The 20,216-nt window shown below is 63.5% G+C and carries 15 protein-coding genes and 1 pseudogene; 8 read left to right on the top strand and 8 right to left on the bottom strand.

Annotated features, from left to right (window positions below; genetic code table 11):
* Positions 1–25: 25 nt before the first annotated feature.
* Positions 26–1,507 (bottom strand): M17 family metallopeptidase, encoded by a 1,482-nt coding sequence (locus DQG17_RS12905; RefSeq protein ID WP_116133270.1) that lies wholly within the window; start codon positions 1,505–1,507, stop codon positions 26–28.
* Positions 1,508–2,131: 624 nt separating this feature from the next.
* On the bottom strand, positions 2,132–3,877 hold the full coding sequence (locus DQG17_RS12910; RefSeq protein ID WP_198666110.1) for an arylsulfatase: 1,746 nt from the start codon (positions 3,875–3,877) through the stop codon (positions 2,132–2,134).
* A gap of 338 nt (positions 3,878–4,215) precedes the next feature.
* Between DQG17_RS12910 and DQG17_RS12915 the strand changes: the two genes are divergently transcribed.
* The 4 genes from DQG17_RS12915 (at position 4,216) to DQG17_RS12930 (ending at position 10,288) form a co-directional block, all read left to right on the top strand.
* The gene (locus DQG17_RS12915; protein WP_198666111.1) at positions 4,216–5,256 is read left to right on the top strand and encodes an AraC family transcriptional regulator; all 1,041 of its coding nucleotides are present in this window, start codon (positions 4,216–4,218) and stop codon (positions 5,254–5,256) included.
* A gap of 718 nt (positions 5,257–5,974) precedes the next feature.
* A complete protein-coding gene (locus DQG17_RS12920; protein WP_116133272.1) occupies positions 5,975–6,706 on the top strand; it encodes an ABC transporter ATP-binding protein in 732 nt (243 codons plus the stop codon).
* Positions 6,707–6,712: 6 nt separating this feature from the next.
* Positions 6,713–9,073 carry an ABC transporter permease gene (locus DQG17_RS12925; RefSeq protein ID WP_116133273.1) on the top strand — a complete coding sequence of 787 codons (2,361 nt, stop codon included), beginning with the start codon at positions 6,713–6,715 and terminating at the stop codon, positions 9,071–9,073.
* A 6-nt stretch (positions 9,074–9,079) separates the two neighbouring features.
* Entirely contained in the window at positions 9,080–10,288 is a 1,209-nt protein-coding gene (locus DQG17_RS12930; RefSeq protein ID WP_116133274.1) for an efflux RND transporter periplasmic adaptor subunit, read from the top strand.
* A gap of 65 nt (positions 10,289–10,353) precedes the next feature.
* Here the strand turns inward: DQG17_RS12930 and DQG17_RS12935 are convergent, their stop codons facing one another.
* Positions 10,354–13,008 (bottom strand): erythromycin esterase family protein, encoded by a 2,655-nt coding sequence (locus DQG17_RS12935; protein ID WP_232829436.1) that lies wholly within the window; start codon positions 13,006–13,008, stop codon positions 10,354–10,356.
* Positions 13,009–13,862: 854 nt separating this feature from the next.
* On the opposite strand from DQG17_RS12935, the gene DQG17_RS22150 reads away from it, so the two are divergent.
* Positions 13,863–14,372 carry a phage minor head protein gene (locus DQG17_RS22150; RefSeq protein ID WP_198666112.1) on the top strand — a complete coding sequence of 170 codons (510 nt, stop codon included), beginning with the start codon at positions 13,863–13,865 and terminating at the stop codon, positions 14,370–14,372.
* Positions 14,373–14,417: 45 nt separating this feature from the next.
* Here DQG17_RS22150 and DQG17_RS12950 read toward each other — a convergent pair whose 3' ends face one another.
* The 3 genes from DQG17_RS12950 to DQG17_RS12960 form a co-directional block, all read right to left on the bottom strand.
* Positions 14,418–14,864 carry a GNAT family N-acetyltransferase gene (locus DQG17_RS12950; protein WP_157973607.1) on the bottom strand — a complete coding sequence of 149 codons (447 nt, stop codon included), beginning with the start codon at positions 14,862–14,864 and terminating at the stop codon, positions 14,418–14,420.
* A 575-nt stretch (positions 14,865–15,439) separates the two neighbouring features.
* Positions 15,440–15,889, bottom strand: a complete 450-nt coding sequence (locus DQG17_RS12955; RefSeq protein ID WP_198666113.1) for a GNAT family N-acetyltransferase — start codon at positions 15,887–15,889, stop codon at positions 15,440–15,442.
* Positions 15,886–16,287 (bottom strand): rhodanese-like domain-containing protein, encoded by a 402-nt coding sequence (locus DQG17_RS12960; protein WP_116133277.1) that lies wholly within the window; start codon positions 16,285–16,287, stop codon positions 15,886–15,888. Before DQG17_RS12960 ends, DQG17_RS12955 begins: the two co-directional genes overlap by 4 nt.
* Positions 16,288–16,368: 81 nt before the next feature.
* Between DQG17_RS12960 and ftrA the strand changes: the two genes are divergently transcribed.
* The gene (ftrA, locus tag DQG17_RS12965; protein ID WP_198666114.1) at positions 16,369–17,346 is read left to right on the top strand and encodes a transcriptional regulator FtrA; all 978 of its coding nucleotides are present in this window, start codon (positions 16,369–16,371) and stop codon (positions 17,344–17,346) included.
* Between the two features lie 128 nt (positions 17,347–17,474).
* Positions 17,475–17,648, top strand: a pseudogene (locus DQG17_RS12970) (IS5/IS1182 family transposase); the annotation flags it as partial.
* 404 nt (positions 17,649–18,052) lie between these two features.
* Here the strand turns inward: DQG17_RS12970 and DQG17_RS12980 are convergent.
* Together DQG17_RS12980 and DQG17_RS12985 are read right to left on the bottom strand one after the other, a co-directional pair.
* Positions 18,053–19,003 (bottom strand): site-specific integrase, encoded by a 951-nt coding sequence (locus tag DQG17_RS12980; protein WP_116133279.1) that lies wholly within the window; start codon positions 19,001–19,003, stop codon positions 18,053–18,055.
* A gap of 124 nt (positions 19,004–19,127) precedes the next feature.
* Positions 19,128–19,574, bottom strand: a complete 447-nt coding sequence (locus DQG17_RS12985; protein WP_116133280.1) for a helix-turn-helix transcriptional regulator — start codon at positions 19,572–19,574, stop codon at positions 19,128–19,130.
* Between the two features lie 224 nt (positions 19,575–19,798).
* Between DQG17_RS12985 and DQG17_RS12990 the strand changes: the two genes are divergently transcribed.
* Positions 19,799–20,086: a hypothetical protein gene (locus DQG17_RS12990; protein WP_116133281.1), complete on the top strand. Its 288-nt coding sequence runs from the start codon at positions 19,799–19,801 to the stop codon at positions 20,084–20,086.
* Positions 20,087–20,216 lie beyond the last annotated feature (130 nt).

The raw sequence follows: 20,216 nt of genomic DNA on the forward strand, positions 1-20,216 counted from the left end.
CGAGGCCGGGCCTGATAGAGGGGGCTCAGGCGCCGCCTGTGGTGATCCACTCTTCCAGCGCAAGAACACCAAAGCCAAGCGCGCCACGTCGTGCCAGCGGCGTATCCGCTTCACGGATCTCCTTGCCCGCAATGTCGAGGTGCATCCATGGCAGATCCATCGTGAACTGGCGCAGGAAGGCGGCGGCATAGGGGGCATCGCCGTCGTTCAGATCGCGGCCATGCTGGCGCAGGTCGGCCACGGGGGATTTCAGACCCTCGTCGTAGGCGCGATCCAGCGGCAGCGGCCAGAAGCGTTCACCTGTGATCTCGCCTGCAGCCACCATCTGATTGCCCAGATCGGTCGACGTGGCGAAGATGCCTGCAAATACCTGCCCCAGCCCCTGCATCACCGAATGGGTCAGCGTCGCCAGATCCACCATGACCCGTGGTTTGAACTGCGAGGCCGTGTAATAGAGGATATCCGACAGAACCATGCGGCCTTCGCAGTCGGTGTCATAGACCTCGACCGTCTTGCCGGACATCGTCGTCACGATATCCCCCGGCTTGTAGGAATCGCCGGACAGCATGTTTTCTGCAACCCCGAGCACGCCGACGATATTCTCCGGCCGCTTCTGCAGCGCCAGCGCCAGCATCGCCCCGATCACCGCCGCCGCGCCGCCCATATCTCCGCGCATGTCGAACATGCCCTCAGAGGGCTTGATGATCAATCCTCCTGAGTCAAAGCAGATACCCTTGCCCACCAGCCCGATCGGCGCCGCGTCCGGCGCGCCGCCATTGTAACGCAGCACGATCACCTTCGGCTTGCGGGCTGACCCATTCCCAACCGCCAGCAGCGCATTCATGCCAAGGCTTTCCAGTTCCTCTGTCTCAAGAACCGTGATCTCGATGCCGGCCTCCCGCAGCGGTGTCAGATAGCTGGCGAAGTTGTCCGGGTGGAGATGGCTGGCGGGAAAATTGACCATCGAGCGTGCCAGGCTGACGCCGGAAGAGATAGCATCCGCCCGCGCGCACAGATCCAGATCGAAATCGCTGTCCACCTGCAGATCCAGATCGAAGGCGGTCTCGCACTTGGGCATCAATTCGAAGCGATAGTTGCGCAGACGCAGGCCCAGCAACATCCGCATCAGCATCTGCTCGCCAGGGATCGCGGTGCCCGCTGGCAGATCGAACAGCAGCCTGGCTGCCGTGACGCCGCGCTCTTCGACGAAAGCCGCAAGTGCGGCCCCCACCTTGCAGGACACCAGCGCCCCGAGGTCGGCCGCCTCGCCCAGCCCGACCACGATGATCCTGACAGTCTCGGCGCCCAGAACATCCAGACAGGCGCCCTGCTTGCCCGCGAATGCCGCGGCTTTAATGGCACGCCCTATCGCACCATGGGTTTGCCGGTCCAGCTCCCGGGCGCGCGGGCCAAGACCTCCATCCTGCGCAAGCAGAACGATGTGAACATGAGACGAAGCGTGTGAAACAGCGTCACTAGGTGGAGATTGCGAGATTTTAACGGTCATTGTCTCATTTCAGATAGATCTGGGGACATTCTCTTGTCCTGCATGATCCTTCATCGCCAAACCGCAAGAGTGGAGGTCAGTAGCGCACAGCCGACGATTTGAGGAGCAACGCAGGTCCGGTCAATATGCTGCCGAGGAGTCCGGATTGCCACCCGGATATTCCCGTGGAAGATGATCTTTCGTCTCGACGAGATGAGCCATGTTCGCGGGGCTGATGGGGCGTTGTCGGATAGTTTTGGCGTGCCGCGAGCAAGGTGCCGCAACGCTGTCATACCTGGATTTCAGCGGTACGGTCGTTCCACAGGCTGGGGCATGTCGCACAACGTGGAGAGGAGGATTCACGGCACGGATTCAGTGCGTTAGATCGGCGGCATGCCGAAGCCCGCTCCCGCCCGCCGGAGGCAACGGAGGAAGCTCCACATCGCCATGGACCCGGAGACCGGCGAGATACGCGCCGCGCGTATCGGGCCAATGACGCTTCTGTCATTCTTCCAATACTGGGGTTCCGGTCCAAGGTTTGCACAGCGCCGGAAGCGGAAAACCCGGCAGACCTTCGGATGCCGGGCCGTTCATGCGACAACCGGACCGGCCCAGAAAGGGCCGGCCCGGCTCACCTGGTCTGGCTTAGTCGTGCGCCGGGTTGGCGGCTTTGACCTGTTGCATGACCTGGTCGAGGTTGTAGCTCGCCGGGTCCTGGAGCGGCGGGAATTCCTTGTAGGATTCCAGTTCCTTCAACCACAAGGCCTGACCGATCGGCAGCATGTTCCAATCGTAGATATAGGCTGTCAGCGGACCGCCGAGCGCGCCACCGACACCGGTGAGCGTTTTGGAGAACGTACCGATCGACTGCTCGAAAGGATCGCGCTTGATGTTGACCACCTGGGTCCAGCTGAACTGCTCGACGCCATTGAAGGTCTTCGTCGGATCCTGGTCGACCATGGCGAAGTACATCTTCCAGTTCTTGTAGCGCACCGCCGAAGGCGTTTTGCCGGAATAGTAGAAGAAGGTATCGCGAACCGGTGGGTTCTTGCCGGTCATGGCACCGAACTGGTTCACGCCGTCGAGCTTGGTCTTGACGATTCCGGGATATTCGCCGGCCTGGATCTGCTTGTTCAGCTCGTCGCCCTTCGGACCGCCTGCGACTTCGACAAGCGTTGGCAGCCAGTCAAGCGCCGCAAATATGTCGTTGTTGACAGTTCCCGGTTCGATGTGGTCGGGCCAGCGCACGACCAGCGGAACGCGCATGCCGCCTTCCCAGGTCGAAAGCTTGCCAGCGGCGAACGGGGTGACCCCGCCATCCGGGAAGGTAATGGTCTCGGCGCCGTTGTCGGTGGTGAACACCACGATCGTGTTGTCCAGTTCGCCCATGTCTTCGAGCTTTTGCAGCACGACACCGATGTTGTCATCGAGCTGCTTCATCGCGGCTTCGTTGACGCCCCAGTCCTTTCCGCCCCTTGTGCCCAGCATGTTCTTGTACTTGTCCGACAGGACCGTCGTGACATGCATACGGGCGGGGTTGTACCAGACGAAGAAGGGCTTGCCGGTCTTCTCCGGGTCTTTGCGATCCAGGAAGTCGACGACCTTCGCGGAAATTTCTTCGTCGACCGATGCCGAGCGTTCCAGCGTCATCGGACCTTCATCCGTGCAGCTCTGGTTGGCTTCGGTACCGTCCGAGGATTTGCAGGAAATGATCGGACGCGGCGGCGTCATGCACAGGCCTTCGGACGGATCGATCGCGCCGGCCGGGTCGGACAGCCCCGGAACCGGGGTGTTGGTGCACGGCGGAACGAGCGCCTGTTCCGTCGGGCTCGAATTGATATCCGGGAAGCTGGCGGCCTGCATGGCATCCAGATGGTAGAGGTAGCCCCAATACTCCTCGAAACCGTGAGCGGTCGGCAGCGATTCAGCCGTGTCGCCGAGATGGTTCTTGCCGAACTCGCCGGTGGAATAGCCGAGATCCATCAGGAAGCGGGCCAGCGACGGCGTCCCCTTGCGCATATAGGATTCGGATCCGGGAATTTCCGGCAACAGCATGCCGGCGCGCACCGGATTCATGCCGGTGATGAATGCCGTGCGGCCCGCGGTGCAGCTCTGTTCGGCGTAATAGTCGGTGAACATCGCGCCTTCTTGACCGATACGGTCTATGTTGGGCGTCTCACCGACCATCAGGCCGCGATGATAGATACCGGGCTGCATATAGCCGACGTCATCTGCCATGATGAACATGATGTTCGGCTGTCGCGGGGATGGGGATGTGCTGGCGCTGTCCTGCGCCATCGCATCGATCCCCGTCAGTGCAGATACGCCCAGAGCGGCGGCCATCAGGGCCCCCGCCTTGGCAAGGCGCCTGCGTTTGATACCTGCAGTCATTGATACTCCCTCAGTTGTACCCCGACCGCGCCTCAATGGTTGCAGTCGTGACGTGAATGTTCCTGGCGGCGGGTTGATGAACGAGCCGGTCAGTGTAGCAATCGGACCGGGCAACCGCCCTTTCCGACGAAGTAGGCGCTTCTGTCTTTCCACACGTTGAGGTTGACGCTCCGTCTTGCTATGAAAAATGTCCGTTGAAGTCGCCTTCAACGGGTTTCGACGGACTTTGTGTTTGTCTTGCCTAACGCTGATTGGATCGCACTCGCCCCTTGCCTTTACGTCGATACCGTCACTGAAAACGGACTGCTTTTCATTTGACGTCACTTGCGGAGATTGCAGTGCTGAAAAAGAACGGCGGTGTGCCACTTGCACGTCTAAGAGGAATCGGATCGCTTCCGGAGGAGATCGAGGCGGCAGCCGGCGAACGCGGTCTGATCCGGTCCTTCCAGGTCGCCGGATTGCCGCTCGAGGTTCTGCAGAACAGGAACCTGCCGATCCCGCTCTCGCTGATGATGTCGCTTTTTGAAGCCGGAGCCGTGACGGTCGGCGATCGCGCCTTGGGCCTGACTGTCGGCAAGCGCATGTCCTACCAAGTCTATGGTCACTGGGCCGACTACAGCGAGCGGGCGCCCGATCTCGGCAGTGCACTCCGGCGGGCCTGCGCGACCGTCAAGTCCCAGTTGACCGGGGTCGACATGACGTTTCGTCGGGAAGCCGGCCTCTGGATTTGGCGCTGTTCGCCGCCGCTCTTTCGCAAAAGCAGCGTTCAATATGTTGATCACATCATCTTTCCGATGATGGCCTTTGCGCAGATCTATCTCGGAACCGGGTGGCGACCGGATTGGATCGAAGTGAGCTATGCCCGCGACAAGGCTGCGCAACTGATCGAAGCCGCTCTCCAGGCGCCGCTGCGTTGCGGCGGCGAGGGCATTGCGTTTCCGTTTTCGGCCGAGGACGTGGCCCGGTCGCATCCCTCCGCCGCTCGCGCCACCGCAGAGAGGTTCGAGCTGAAGGAGGTTGTGAACGACGTCGTGCTCAGCGATGCGCCGGAGCCGGCTCGCTCACTATCGGCCGTGGTTTCCCTGCGTCTCCTCCAAGGCGAAAGCGATATCGAGGGCGCGGCGGCTCTTGCCGGGGTCAGCATCCAGGGCCTGCAACGCCGATTGCGCACCTCCGGTTATACCTATCGCGATATCGTCGAGGCGGCGCGCCGGATGCGCGCCGTGACCTTGCTGCGGGAGACAAACCTCTCGGTGTCCGCAATCGCCTTCTCGCTCGGCTATGAGGAGCACGCCAACTTCAGCCGCGCGTTCCAGCGCTGGTTCGACTGCTCGCCGAGCATGTACAGGGAAAGCCAAAGGCACCCGCCCGCGACCTAGCTGGCGTTCCGTATCTCCGACTTGGAGCATGCCACTCGCCGTTGATCTTCACGAACGTCTCGTCGAGATGCAATCGCCAGGTACTGACCGCACGCATGCTCTCGACACGGCAACGCCGGATCTCGGTTGCGAAGATCGGACCAAGCCTCTGTAATCAAGGGACGGATCTTCCCGTGCCTCATATCGATGCCACGCTCGTGCAGCAGGTCCTCGACATGTCTCAGCGGTGGCGAAAACCGGACGTAGGGCATCACCGCGGAGCGGCTGATCTCCGGACTCGTTGGAAATCTGGGAAAGGGGTTCGGCTTGGTCATCCCGTCGAGCTAGAGGCGCTCAAGGCCATCGCTCTGACAGGGCCTCTTGGCGACGTTGGGCCAGTGGTCCGGGCATTCCCCCGCCGCCGCCGGGCCGCGCGCTCGGAAATTCCCCTGCCGCCTGGGCGCCGCGGCATCTTCGCAAGGCTGTCGGGATAGGCCCTGACCAATCGGCGCCTCCACGCGTCGCGACGCCGATGCCTTTCTCTGCCGTCGTTTCGTTCCCTCCAGCTCGGCGGGGGCCAGGCCGGGGACGAGCCGGGTCCTGCAGGGTAGGGAGGCATCACGTCCACAGCCGCCTCGAACTTCATATTTGACGTGGGTCATGGCCGGAATGCAATCGGCGTGGGATGATATCCGGGTGACAGCGGTCCGCCGCACTTGGTGGAAGAGGACCAGAACCCATGAACGCCCAGGCCCCAGCCAAAGTGGCGGGCTATGTTCTGCGCGCCCGGGAACTGACGAAGATCTATGGCGAGGGCGTGTCCGCCGTCCATGCCCTACGTGGCGTAGATCTTGACCTGAAGCCAAAGGAATTCGTCGTGTTCCTCGGCCCTTCGGGGAGCGGCAAGTCCACGTTGCTGAACATTCTCGGTGGACTCGACACCGCCACCTCGGGGCAGGTGCTGTTCGACGGGCTGGACATCACCGCCGCCGATGCGTCCGCCCTCACACGCTATCGGCGCGACCGCGTGGGCTTCGTCTTCCAGTTCTACAACCTCATCGCCTCGCTGACGGCGGAGGAGAACGTCGCGCTGGTTACCGAGATCGCGCGGGCCCCGATGCCTCCTGCCGAGGCTCTTGCGCTGGTCGGCCTTGCGTCGCGGGCGCACCATTTCCCGGCGGAGCTATCAGGCGGGGAACAGCAACGGGTCGCGATCGCCCGCGCCATCGCCAAGTCGCCGGAGTTGCTTCTGTGCGACGAACCCACCGGCGCGCTCGACAGCGAGACCGGCGTCACCGTGCTGGAGGCGCTGGAGCGGGTGAACCGCGAGCTCGGCGCCGCCACCGTCGTCATCACCCACAATGCCGGGATCGCCGCGATGGCCGACCGGGTCATCTCCATGCGCGATGGGTGCATCGCGGAGGATCGCGCCAATGCGACCCGCGTGCCCCCCCGCGAGATCACCTGGTGAACGGCCGTGCGCGCGCTCGACCGCAAGCTGGTGCGCGATCTTTGGGCTCTGCGCGGGCAGGTCTTCGCCGTGGCGCTGGTGGTTGCCTCCGGGGTCGCCCTGCTTGTCATGTCGCTCTCGACCCTGACCTCGCTCCGCGTCACGACGGAGGCCTATTACCAGCGCTACACCTTCGCCGAGGTCTTCGCCGGCGTCCGTCGCGCGCCGGAGCGGGTTGCCGACAAGATCGCCGTGATCCCAGGCGTCCAGACCGTCGAGACACGGATCGCCGCGCTCACCACGGTCGAGATCGCGGGGGTGCGCGAGCCCGTCATGGCGCAGCTTCTGTCGCTGCCCGAAGGACGTGAACCCTTGCTCAACCGCCTTGCACTGCGTGCCGGGCGAACGGTCCACCCGGGGCGCGACGACGAGGCGGTGCTGCTCGAACCCTTTGCCGAGGCCCATGGCCTGCGGCCCGGCGACACGATTGGCGTGCTGCTCAACGGAGCGCGGCGGCCGGTCCGTATCGTGGGCATCGCGCTCTCTCCGGAATATGTCTATGCCATCGCCCCGGGCGGGCTGATGCCGGACGATGCGCGCTTCGGCGTGATCTGGATGGGCCGCGACGCGCTCGCCGCGGCCTACGACATGCAGGGCGCGTTCAACACCGTGAGCCTGACGCTCTTGCGCGGCCGCGATCCGGGGCCGGTGATCGCCGCGCTGGACGCCATCCTCGAACGCCACGGCGGGACGGGAGCCGTGGCCCGCGCCGACCAGATCTCCAACTGGTTCGTGCAGAACGAACTGGCGCAGATCCGCGTCATGGCGACGATCCTGCCGACCATCTTCCTCGTCGTCTCCGCCTTGCTGACCAATGCCGTGCTCGCCCGCCTGATCGCCATCGAGCGGCGCGAGATCAGCCTGATGAAGGCCTTCGGCTATTCCGACCTGGCCGTGGGCTGGCACTATGCCAAGCTCGCGCTGGCCATGACGGCGGTGGGGGTGATACTCGGCTGGGGCATCGGCGCCGTGCTCGGGCGCTGGAACACCGAGCTCTATTCGGCCTTCTTCCGCTTTCCGTTCCTGTTCTACCGCCCCGGCGGCGCGGAGTTCGCGATCTCCGCCGCCGTGGCCATGGGCGCGGGCCTCGTCGGCGCCCTCTGGGCGGTCCGCGGCACGCTCCGGCTCACGCCCGCCGAGGCGATGCGCCCGCCCGTCCCCGAGCGGTTCCGCGATGTGGCCCTTCCGGAACGGATCACCTCCGCGCTCGACTCGCCCACGCGGATCATCCTGCGCCACATGCTGCGCACCCCGCTGCGCTCGGGCGCCTCGGTGATCGGGGTCGCGCTGGCCGTGGCGCTGCTCGTCACGGCGATGCAATGGAACGATGCGATCACCCTGCTGGTGCGGGGCCATTTCCAGCAGAGCCAGCACCAGGACGCCGTGATCGGCTTTCTGGAGCCGAAGGGGCCGGCCGCGCTCCATGCGCTCCACCGGTTGCCCGGCGTGATGGCGGTCGAACCGCTGCGCATGGTCTCCGGCGACCTGTCCCATGGTCGGTTCACCCATCGCGGCGCACTGACCGGCCTGCCCGAGGGCGCCCGGCTTCAGGTCGTGCACGACGTGGGCGGCTGGGACATTCCGGTTCCGCCCGGGGGCGTGGTGCTGGGCACCTTGCTGGCCGACAAGCTGGGCGTCGTCCCCGGCGACAGGATCGAGGTCGAGGTGCTGGAGCGGGATCATCCCCGCTTCACGCTCCCGGTCGCCGCGGTGCACGAGACATGGATCGCCATGCCCGCCTATGTCTCGCTGTCCACGCTCAACCGGGGGATGGGGGAGGCGCCCGAGTTCGAATACGCCATGCTGCGCGTCGATCCGGCCTTCGATCAGGCGCTGTTCGACGCGGTCAGCGACCTGCCCGGCGTGGCCTCGTTCACCGTTAAGCGCCATGCGATCGAAAAGATGTTCGAGACGCTGGGCGACACCATCCTGATCTTTTCCGGCTTCTTCATCGCGTTCGCCGGCGCCCTTGCCTATGGCGTGGTCTACAACGCGGCGCGGGTGGCGCTCTCGGAACGGGGGCGGGAGTTGGCGACGCTGCGGGTGCTGGGCTTCATGCGGGCGGAGGTGTCCTATATCCTGCTGGGCGAGACCGCGCTGCTGGTATTGATCGCGCTGCCGGTCGGCTGCCTCGCAGGATACGGTCTGGTGGCCCTCCTCGTGCAGGGCTTCGAGACCGAGCTTTACCGGCTGCCCTTCGTCATCCTGCCAGCGGTGTACGGCAAGGCGGTGGCGGTCATACTGCTGGCCAGCGTGTTGTCGGCGGCGGTGGTGCGCCGGCGGCTCGACCGGCTCGACCTGATAGGCGTACTCAAGACACGGGAGTGATACGCGATGTCTCCGCATACCGGCACTCGCCTGTTCTGGGCAATTCCGATCCTCCTCCTCGCGGCAGGCCTCGCCTTCGCCTTCTGGCCCCGCCCGGTCGAGGTGGACCTGGCCCCGGTGGAGCGCGGCCCGCTGGTGACGACGGTTTCGGAGACCGGGCGCACCCGGATCCACGACGTCTTCGTCGTCTCCTCGCCGGTGCTGGGCCGAACGAACCGGATCGAGGTCGAAGAAGGGGATACTGTGGTCGCTGGTGTCACGGTTGTGGCCGAGATCGAGCCCATCGACCCCACTTTGCTCGACATTCGTACCGAGGCGGAGGCCCGCGCCGCCGCCGACGCGGCCCGCGCGGCGCTGACGCTGGCGCAATCGGAGGAGCGGCAGGCACAGGCCGAGCTTGATTTTGCCACCTCCGATGTGACCCGCATCCGCGAACTGGCGAACCGTGGTACCGTCTCGGTGCGCGCTGTGGAACTGGCCGAGCGCGCCTATCGCACTGCCGAGGCTGCGGTGGCCACCGCCCGGGCGGCGGTGGAGATGCGGCAGGAGCAGGTGCGGGCCGCCGAGGCGCGCCTGCTCGGTCCGAGCGAGGCCAAGGCGACCTTGCCCGCTTGCACCTGCATCCCGATCCGCGCTCCCGTGGACGGCATGGTGTTGCGGGTGCTTCAGGAGAGCGCGGGTGTCGTGGCCGCGGGCACGCCCCTGCTGGAGATCGGCGACCCCCGCGACCTCGAGATCGTCGTAGATTTCGTCTCGTCCGATGCGGTCCGGATCGACCCCGGCCAGCGCGTCATCGTCGAGGGCTGGGGCGGACCGGAGGCCCTGTCGGGCAAGGTGCGACGAGTGGAGCCCTTTGGCTTCACCAAGGTCTCCGCTCTTGGCATCGAGGAACAGCGCGTGGGCGTCGTCATCGACATCACGACGCCGGCAGAGACATGGACCCGCCTCGGCCACGGGTTCGAAGTCGAGGCGCGGGTGGTTCTGTGGGAATCGCTGGATGTGCTGAAGGTGCCGGTCACCGCGCTCTTTCGCGAGGGAGACGGCTGGGCCGTCTTCGCCGTAGCCGAAGGGCGCGCCCGTGCGGTCGACGTGACGGTGGGTGAACGGACGGACACCGAGGCACAGATCCTCTCGGGCCTCGCCCCGGGCGACATCGTCGTCCGCTTTCCCGATGACAGGATCGAGACCGGGCTTCGCCTTGCCCCGCGACTGTGATGGCCGGCGCGGACGGAGCGGGCCTGACGTCGAACGTTCTCCCGAACATGGGTCTTTGCGCGGAGTCACAGCCCGAACGGATATGTCTCGTCCTCTCCGGGCATCGTCCGTGTCGGCAAAGGGGTCACCGCGCGGGTCTCGTCGAACCAGACGAAGGCGTCATACTGGTCCGGGAGCGAGGCGCGGCTGTAATGGCTCCAACGCTCGGTCTCGGGACGGTAGATGACGCCGATGTAGCGCTCGAGCCTCGGGTCGGACAGGGCCCGCCGCAGGTCCGGCTCAAGGCCCTCCCGCATGTCCAGCAGCGCGCGAGCGTGGCCCGCCTCGTGGAAGAGGGCCTCGTAGCTGTCGGAGCGCGAGGGACGCACCGTCTTGATCTCCATAGGCGCGTCCCACTCGGAGGCGGCCGCGACCGTGCCGGAATGGGTCCCGAAGCCGATCAGGGCCGTGTCGCCTCCCCAGGCCTGCCGGCAGAGCTGGCCCAAGTTCAGTTCGCCGCGCTCCGAACCCATCTCGGTGAACCGCGCGTCGCCGATATGCGAGTTGTGGGCCCAGACGACGGCTTTCCTGTCCGGGCCGGCCCAGGCGAGGATGCGCTGCAGGGTCTCGAACATGTGCCGGTCGCGCAGGTTCCAGGATTCGCGGGAGCCGTAATACATGATCCTGTAGTAGCGCTCGGCGTGGGCGACGAGGCGGGCGTTCTGGGCCGCGTCGAAGAACAGATCGCCGTCCCGGTCCGCGTAGCTCAGCTCTTTCTGGAGAAGATCGACGAGCGTCCGGGTCACCGGCGCCTCGCAGAGCGCGTACCCCTTTGAGAGCGACGCCCGTCCATAGGCCGCCAGCTCGCGCGACCAGGGCGCGAGGCAGCCGTATCGCGCGCGCGCCACCTGCGCCGCCTCGGGATCGACCCGGTCGAGATATCCGAGGACGGCCGCCATCGAGGCGTTCATGCTGTAAAGATCGAGCCCGTAGAAGCCTGCGCGATCCTCACGCGGCCTCTCTGCGTTGTGGCCGCGCAGGAAACTCACGAAATCGTCGACCTCGCGGTTGCGCCACATCCAGGTGGGGAAGCGGGTGAACGGCGCGGCGCGCGGCGGCTGATGCGGGCCGAGCCGGACGTAGCGGTCTATCGCTGCGGCGTCGGGCCAGTCGGCCTCGACGGCGACGATGGAGAAGCCGTGGCGCTCGATCAGGCGCCGGGTGATCGCGGCGCGGGCGCGGTAGAACTCGGACGTGCCATGGGACGCTTCCCCCAGCAGGACGACCCGGGCCGAGGCGAAACGGTCGAAGGCCGCGGCGAAGCCCGGATCCTCGATGTCGGGCAGCGGCTGGACCGCCTCTCGAAGACGCGCGGCCAAGGGCGGCGCCGCGACGGGCTCGGGGGGCGGGGCGAGGTGCGGCGCCGCCGGCGCGAGATAGTGCTGGAACCAGGCGCCGGCCATCTCGGTCACCGTCTCCAGCGCGCCCGGCTCCTCGAAGAGATGCGTGGCGCCCGGTACGATCCGGAGTAGCTTCTCGCAGGTCAGGGCGGCGAGCGCCTTCCTGTTCAGTTCGATGACAGGGCGGTCCTCGCCGCCGACGATAAGCAGCGTGGGCGCACGGACCTCCGCGAGCCTTGGCCCGGCGAGATCGGGACGACCGCCGCGCGAGACCACCGCGGAGACCCGGCCGCGCAGCTCGGCGGCGGCGAGAAGCGCCGCGCCGGCGCCGGTGCTCGCGCCGAAGAGGCCAAGCGGCAGGTCCGCGACGTCCGGCTCGCCGCTGATCCAGAGCGCCGCCTGCATGACGCGTTCCGCGAGAAGGGGGATGTCGAAGACGTTGCGGCGGTCGCGGGCTTCCGCCGGGGTCAGCAGATCGAGTAGGAGCGTTGCGAATCCCTTGGCGTTCAGGGCGTCCGCGACGGCGATGTTGCGCGGGCTGAGGCGGCTCGAGCCGCTGCCATGGGCGAAAACGATGATGCCGCGCGGGTCGGACGGCACGCAGAGATCCCCGGCGAGTCCGAGCGGGGGGATTTCGGCCGGGCGCCTTGAGAAGGCCTCCGCCGCGCCGTCCGCGGTCTCCGCCCAGATCTCGCGGAGCAGCCCGACGGTCTCCTCGTCGGTCAGCTGGTGGAAATCGTCATAGAAACCTCCTACGCCCCGGAAGCGGCTTTCGGAGCGGAGGCAGACGACCAGGTCGGCCTCGCCTTCGATCTCCGCGAGCGCCTCCGCCGGCGCGACGGGGATGGCGATGACCACCTTTGCCGCGCCCAGCCTTCGGATCGCGATCAGGGCCGCCTTCATCGTGGCGCCGGTCGCAAGGCCGTCATCGACGATGACCGCGGTGCGCCCGCTCGGGTCCACCTGAGGACGGTCTCCGAGATATGTCGCGCGGCGGCGCTCGAGCTCCGCCAGCTCGCGGGCGCGGGCGCGCTCCAGCCATGCGTCATCGGCCCCGGACCGGCGGCGGATATCCTCGTTGATCACGGTCTGCGGATTCGCGCCGTCGACGATCGCGCCAAGAGCCACCTCGGGCGCGCCGGGCGCGCCGATCTTGCGAACGAGGATGAGGTCCAGCGGGGCTCCGAGGGCGCGCGCGACCTCTGCGGCGACGGGCACGCCGCCGCGCGGCAGGGCGTAGACCACCGGGCGGTCGAGCGCCATCGGCACCAGCCGTGCTGCCAACTGGCGGCCGGCATCGACGCGATCCCTGAAATTGTCACCCGATTCCCACATCATCATATTTGAATCCGACGTTTCAAATGCCGCATTGATTCACGTCATACCGTGCGGAACATCCGGTTCGAATCGACACAGCTGTTGGACTTCCAGGGGGGCGGAGCCGTCCGGCTCGAATCCTCTTCCTCGAGTCGCCTGAAAGCGTACTGCGCCAGTCCTTCGGCACGTTTCCGGCTCTTCGCCAACACGGCCGGGTGAAGGCCTCTGCCCCTCTGAAACAGACGCTCATGAGGCCGATAAAGGACTTCTTCGCGCATCCACATGCGAGTCGATGCCTGTCAATGCGGGCGCGAGGAATGGCGCCCTGATGCTCCTGCCGCCCGGGCCGATCGGCGCGGGCGGCGATGTCGGCTTTCGCCGGGGCGCACGGGGGGACCCCCCGCCGACTGCGGTCGGCATGGGGTCGGGTGACCGGATCACAGGAGGGTATCGAGATGGATGACGCAACGAAGGATCTTCTCGCAGAGCGCCAGGTCTCCGAGCGCAGCTGCGGCGCGTTCCACCGTCCTTTCCGGCTGCCGACGACGTCGACGCCGACGGGATCGAGGCCGGGTTCAGGAACGGCGTCCTGAAGGGTACGCTTCCGAAGTCCCTGCGGCGCGGAAAGAGGAGAAAAGGCCTTGTTGCACTTCTCGGGGATCGGGATTCAGTTTGAGAATCCTGAGGGTTAGGTCTGTCACATGCCGAAGCCTTCCGTCACCCGCTACCGCACCACGAACTGGTCCGACTATCGAGCCATTGAGGCGCCATTGGTTCGAGCCCAATGGCGAGGGCCTTGCTGAAGCGGCATGGATCCTTGTCGATCTGGTGGCGATGGACACGGCCACCCCCAGCGCCTGCGACCGTTGCGGGCAGCGATGGAAGAACGCATCCTTCGGGCTTTCGCGGGCCTGATCTACCAGCTTCGGCAGCGCGACCTTGGCATCGACCGTTACATCTGGCGATCACAGGATGATGCCAAGGTCCGCGACAGCCATGCAGAGTACGACGATCAGGTGTTCCGCCGGGACGAGCCGCCCGCAGGCGGGCATCCGGGTCAGGCGCACAACTGTAGGTGCTATGCGGAGCCGGTCGGCCCCGGTGGAACCCTGAACGACCGCCTCGATCTCGGCGCGGTGCTGGTAATGGTATCGCAAAGGCGTGTGCCGAGCCCGGCGCCTGTGACCTGCAACCGCCACGCGGCCTTCAACCCGGTCCCGGCTTCGTGCATGGCGGCGGTCACGGCACGTTTAGCCATCCTGGATCTTATACCGCGCGGCACTCCGCGACTTTTCGCTCCAATGCGGGAGATAGAACGGGAGCCAATGTTGAACATTGAGTACCGGATCATCGAAATCGTCGCTGAACAGGATTTTAGATCGAGGTGACATGGTTAGACCTCGTTCTGAACAGACACTTGCTGCCCAAATTTTCTAGACGTTAAGCGCGATCTCGTAAATTGCGACGGGTCGTGGCGAGGCGAGGCGATCGTAAAGCCGTTTTGCTACAGCGTTGTCACTCGCCGTTTCCCAGTACAAGCGACGCCAACCTTCTTTTTCTCCAATTTGTGAAAGATGGGAGATCAGGTTGGTTGCGACACCCTGACTTCGTGCAGCCGGACTCACCCACAGGTCTTCCAGATAGCAGACTGGCCGTAACGTGAAGGTATGGGGGTGAAGTATCGTGTGGGCCAATCCCACGCATTCTTGACCATCCATGGCAAGCCAGGCATCCATGGTGTGCTCGGCATCCAAGATACGGCACCAAAGCGCGTCGACCACAGACGTGTTCATGTTCGTCGCACCGAAATGTGCGCAGTTCTCACGCCAAAGCGTTTCCCAATGCTGCCTATCGTCAGGTTCTGCTTTTCTGATCTGCACTGTCGCCTCACTACTTTCAGCATCGCTGCCAACTGCTCACTGAATGCTTCATGGCCCAGAGCTCACAAAGCGACTGCGAGCCGGCCGAACTATAACCTACAGCGACGATTAGATGATGTCGTCATCTTGACCGTCGAACCACTGAGAGCCGGCTCAACGCGGTGTCCAAGTACCCGTCGCGCGGCCGTGTGGCACGCTGGGCTTTCGCCCCCCCCCCGGACGACGGACTAGTCCTACCAAGAGTGTCACCTTCAACAACATGGATGCAGCTACGCGTGCCGCTCTCGATGAGCCTGGGATTAGCCCATCTGCCCGTCTATGTCGCTAAACGCCATATCCTTGCGGGTACACTCGTCCCTGTGCTCACCACTTACATTGGTTCGGCATACTCTCCCTGGTCTGGCCGAACAGGCGTCGGCTATCGCCGAAGGTACGTGCCTTTTTAGACGTCATGGTGGAACAATTGGAAATTCAGCCCTCTGCCTTCAAACTGGCGGCATCATAGAAATCTTGAATTTCAAACGCTGCGACAGTCGGATATTAAAATCGAGCAGATGTAGGCATTGGTGCGACACCTACGTCGACAAGTTCTTGCTGAACCGCATCTTGATTTTGCCGGTCCCACCTTCGCGTTCATAAAAGCGGATCGCATCGGCGTTAGACGCAGGAGTTTGCCATTCTATACTTTGTGCGCCTGCCTCATCCGCCATGTTGCAGGCATGGTCAAAGAGCAGCTTTCCTATGCCTCGACCGCGCGCATTGGCACAAACGAACAGACAATCGAGGTAGGCAAAGCGGCTGGCGCTCCAGAGCGCATAGTCGAATGTGAGAGCGGCATAGCCCGTAAGTTCGCCGTGTTCCTCAGCCACTATCAGGTGCGTAGGAGGCTCCCGCGTATCCAAAACAAGAGCGAGATCGCCTTCGCCTACATGCGCGGTCGCCTGCTCGAAAGCTGCGTGTTGCCGGATCAAATCCAGCAACGGCACACCGTCCGACGGCAGAGCCTTCCTGATCAGGTTCGTCACTCGGCTTCATCCGAAACGAGATCGAAGCCTTCGCCCAGCCAGCCGGTTACACCCCCTGCCATGATTTTGACCGGCCGCCCCAACTCGGCAAGTCGCAGCGCACCACGCGCCGCACCATTGCAATGTGGGCCGGCGCAGTAGGTCACGAAGATCGTTTCTTCCGGCCAGTTCGCCATCTTGGACCGCACAATCTTTCCATGGGGGAGGTTGATCGCTCCGGGAATGTGGCCCTTAGCGAACAGGGCCGGGCTGCGCACGTCCAGCAGGACGAAATCGGCTCCTTTTTCGAGGGCTTCGTGCATGTCCCAGCAGTCAGTTTCAAATGAGAGTTCAGCCGCGAAGTGCTCGCGGGCCTCCGCGCTTGGGGCCGGCGGGATAGCGGTGACGGATGTTGTCATGTTTGATCTCCTTTCGTTGTCTATCTGTCCGAAGCGGCCCCAGGCTTGCAATTGGCGAGAATGACATTATACGTAAATATTATGCCAAACCGCACCGGCCCCCTCGTCGTCGCCCTGCTTTACGATGGTCTTTGCACCTTCGAGTTCGGGATCGCGGCCGAAATCTTCGGCCTCCCTCGCCCGGAGATGGGCCCCGGGTGGTATCGCTTCGCAAGCTGTGCGGTGGATGAAGGGCCGATGCGCGCACACGGCGGCTTCGTCATAATGGCTGACCATGGCCCGGAGATGTTGCAAAAGGCCGACATCGTAGTCGTTCCCGGCTGGAAGGCGGCTGACATTCCGGTTCCCGATGCGCTTTGTCGGCAGCTTCGAGCCGCCCATGAAGGGGGCGCGCGGCTCGCATCCATCTGTTCCGGGGCTTTTGTCCTGGCGGCGACGGGGCTGCTTTCCGGTGGAGTTGCGACGACACATTGGCGATATGCGGACAAACTCCGTGCGCACTATCCCGAGATCGAGGTTGATGACTCCTCGCTCTATCGCGAACACAATCGAATCTACACGTCAGCCGGAAGTGCTGCCGGCATCGACCTTATGATAGAGATTATCCGGCAGGACTTCGGCGCGACGGCTGCAAATTCCGTGGCTAGGCGCTTGGTGATGCCCGCGCATCGCATGGGAGGCCAAGCCCAATTCCTTGAGCGCCCGGTTGCGCTCCGGGAAGGTCTGGAGATCACCCCGCTTCTGGAGAATGTCCGCGCGAATCTGGCGGTGAGCTGGAGCGTCGAACGTATGGCCGGGGAATGTCGTATGAGTGTCCGAACGTTCCTGCGTCGGTTCTCCGAGGCTACGGGACAGACGCCGGGGGATTGGCTCGTGGCCGAACGCGTCGGTGAAGCGCAACGGCTGCTATGTCAGGGGCAGGCGAATATGGAAGCCGTGGCGCTGGCGTCGGGATTTGGCAGCTCCCATACACTGCGGCACCATTTTCGGAAACGGCTCGGCATCAGCCCGAGCGAATATCGGATGCGCTTCATCACCGAGCAACCGAACGGCCGTTGAGTATCCGCCTGACAATTCGAACGCGTGGCGTTGTCGTAGAATTTCTAGCTTTCGTCGTTTGGCGGATCTCCGCTCAAATGCCTGACTAGCCATTGAATAAATGCCCTAGCGACTTCTGGAAGCGCTGAACCGGATACCACGTCCGAAGCCGGATCGAAGCGAAGATGCGTTGCCTCAAGGCCATTGGCGAACGCATCGCCGCAAGAGACCCGGATCGCCAGACCGCCGAAATCCAGATCCGCATCGCGCTGATGAACCGCTTTGCGGCCCTCGGAACAGCCGAGATCGTTCGCGTGGCCTGAACCCGAGGGACCAAAGGGATCTCACGTCTCAGACGTGAGTTCTGCAACAACGCCCTGCAATATCATGGTTATAGATTGAGTTGATGGCGGAGACGATGGGATTCGAACCCACGAGACCCTTCCGGGCCTACTCCCTTAGCAGGGGAGCGCCTTCGACCACTCGGTCAAGCTCGCTGAGAGAGAAAAGCACCCAGCACCCCCTTTAGGTAATTGTTTTTCCTGAGTAAGTTCCGTTTTGGCGCGGATTTGTGCGCCTGGGCGATCTACGCGAACGTAGCCTTCCGGAGCTCATGTTTCGCTTCTGTGGAGATGATTTTCCGCCGAATGTTACCGCGCGGTATTCGGGCAACTCCCTTGCAGTATGCTCTCAAAAGAAAACCCTCCCGAACGGGAGGGCTGCAGGATCAGCTCTGCGCCAGGCTCTTTGAGATCGGACCTTGAAATGCTGGGTCATGGTGACCGTATACCTGTTCGATCATACGAATAGATGAGTGCCCAGCAAATCCGGCGACTTTGTAAAGCTCGACGCCATCTTGGACCAGCCAAGTGATCGCACTGTGTCGGAGCACGTGGGGGGTCACTTTGTCCGGATCAAGACTGGCGCGGATGACTGCCGCTTTGAAGCCGCGATGAACGGACCCGAGTCCGTTCCCGGAATGCTCGATGACGAATTGGGACGCCGCCCGCTCTCGCGCCGCCCGGAGTTCGTCAAGGATAAGGCCCTCCACCCTCACATGCGCCCGTGGCTTCTGGCGCGCGGCACGTTTCCGACGACCGCGCTCGTCGCGTTCGAAAGTTGCATCTCGATCCGGCTTATTGCGCAGGTCGATCGTGCCCTTTTCCAGATCAACGCGACTCCAGGTTAGCTGCAGGATCGCGGTGTGCCGGCCACCGGTCGCAAGACACAGCCGGATAAAGAGGCGGAGGTAGTCCTTCTTGGCAGCCGCGATCAGTTGGTCCGCCTCCGCTCTCGAGATGAAATGCTCTCGCGGATCAGAAGCCGGCGGCAGATCGATCTCCGGGACCGGGAGGTTAGTCAGCGGTGGGGTTGCGTTCCTGGCAAGACGCCAAGCGGAGAGCACGGTCGACAGCTCTTGCCTGACAGTCGGCTCTTCAACGCCGTCTTCGTAGCGTTCCTGCTCGTACCAGTCCGCCCACTTTTGATCGACCGCATGAAGGAGGAGCTTCCCGGATTTTCCGTAGATCGTCTTGTAGACGTATTTCCTCTTTTTCTCCCACGTCCCAGGATTCTCACGCTGCCGCTTGTCGGCCCAGGTGTCTAGAATATTCCGGAGAGTGGTAGACGCCATCGAGCCGGCGGCCGCTTTCTGCGCGTCCTCGTCGCGCCGCTTCACGTATTCGAACAGCGCCGCATCGGCGTCCGCCTTCCGGGTTGCTCCGGTCGAGATGTACCGCCGTTTGTCCCGGATTTGTCAGCTAGCCTTACCCTTTGGCCATACAAGATATGGTGCTCTATCTTCAGTCGTCTTCGTCATGTGGTTTCTTCTTAGTCATCATCGCGACGATTTTTGTCGCTGTCTCAAGCTCAATTTCTGCGGCAATCTCCAGCCGAACGAGTCCGGGCCTTGAGCCTGGGCGTATTATGAACTCCGGGTCATCGGGACCGCGCGGCGGGATGCCGTCCAGGTTCTTCCTCTTGGGCACGATGCGGGAAGGCTGCGTCTCGAGCGCCTGCGCGATCATGATGAGCTTAGCATCAGGGATCGGGGTCCGACCGGTCGCATACCTGCTAATCGCTTCCCGGGTCAGGCCGGATCGCCGCGCAAGTTCGGACTGATTAATTCCGGCTCGATCAAGGGCTTTCCGGAAAAGATCAGGAACAAGCAAGTCGGATAGCGCTTGGTCGTTCATCTCGGGCCCGTCGTAATCCTCCGGGTTAAAGCTCTCTTCATTTGCATCAGTCATGTGTGCCTCCTGCTGTACGAGATTTGTATGATTGTTTGATTTGTGGAGTCAACGCGCATTTTCCGGGTTGACCTTCCCGCGGGTGTCCGGGTAGCCTTGGCCTATGACCTACAAGCTCATCATATGCATGTGACCCCCTGACCCGGACTCCGGGTCATCGTCATGCATATTGAGACACCGCACGCCCCAGCTTGATTTGTGCGGATAACAGAAGGTCAAATCCCATGTCTTGGTCGCCCCTCGCGCTCGCTCTCGCGCGTCAGTATGAGCATGTTTTCCAGCCGCTTCGGTACTTTGAGTCGGGCATTTTGATCGCAGATGCTCATGTGCCGTCGCTGAAGGAAGCGTGCATCTGGCTTGATGCATATGTCCGGGAAAACCCGGAATCCGGCGTTGTGATCATCGATGTCAGCGCGGTCGGCGGAAGCCTTACGATCAGCGTTTTTCCTGACATCGCGGAGGTGGATAGGCAGATGTATGAGATCAGACAGAAATCCATCATCGTCATCTAGTAAGTTACGGGAGTCAGCACCGGTGTGCGGTCGGGATTTATACCCCCGAAGGCGCCAGATGAGCGTGAACGGTCGGGTTCAACTCCCGAGACTCCTACCAAGAAAATCTCCGGAAAAGGGGGGAGCCCAA

The organism is Tropicimonas sp. IMCC34043, from assembly GCF_003390845.1.
Classification (GTDB): domain Bacteria; phylum Pseudomonadota; class Alphaproteobacteria; order Rhodobacterales; family Rhodobacteraceae; genus Tropicimonas.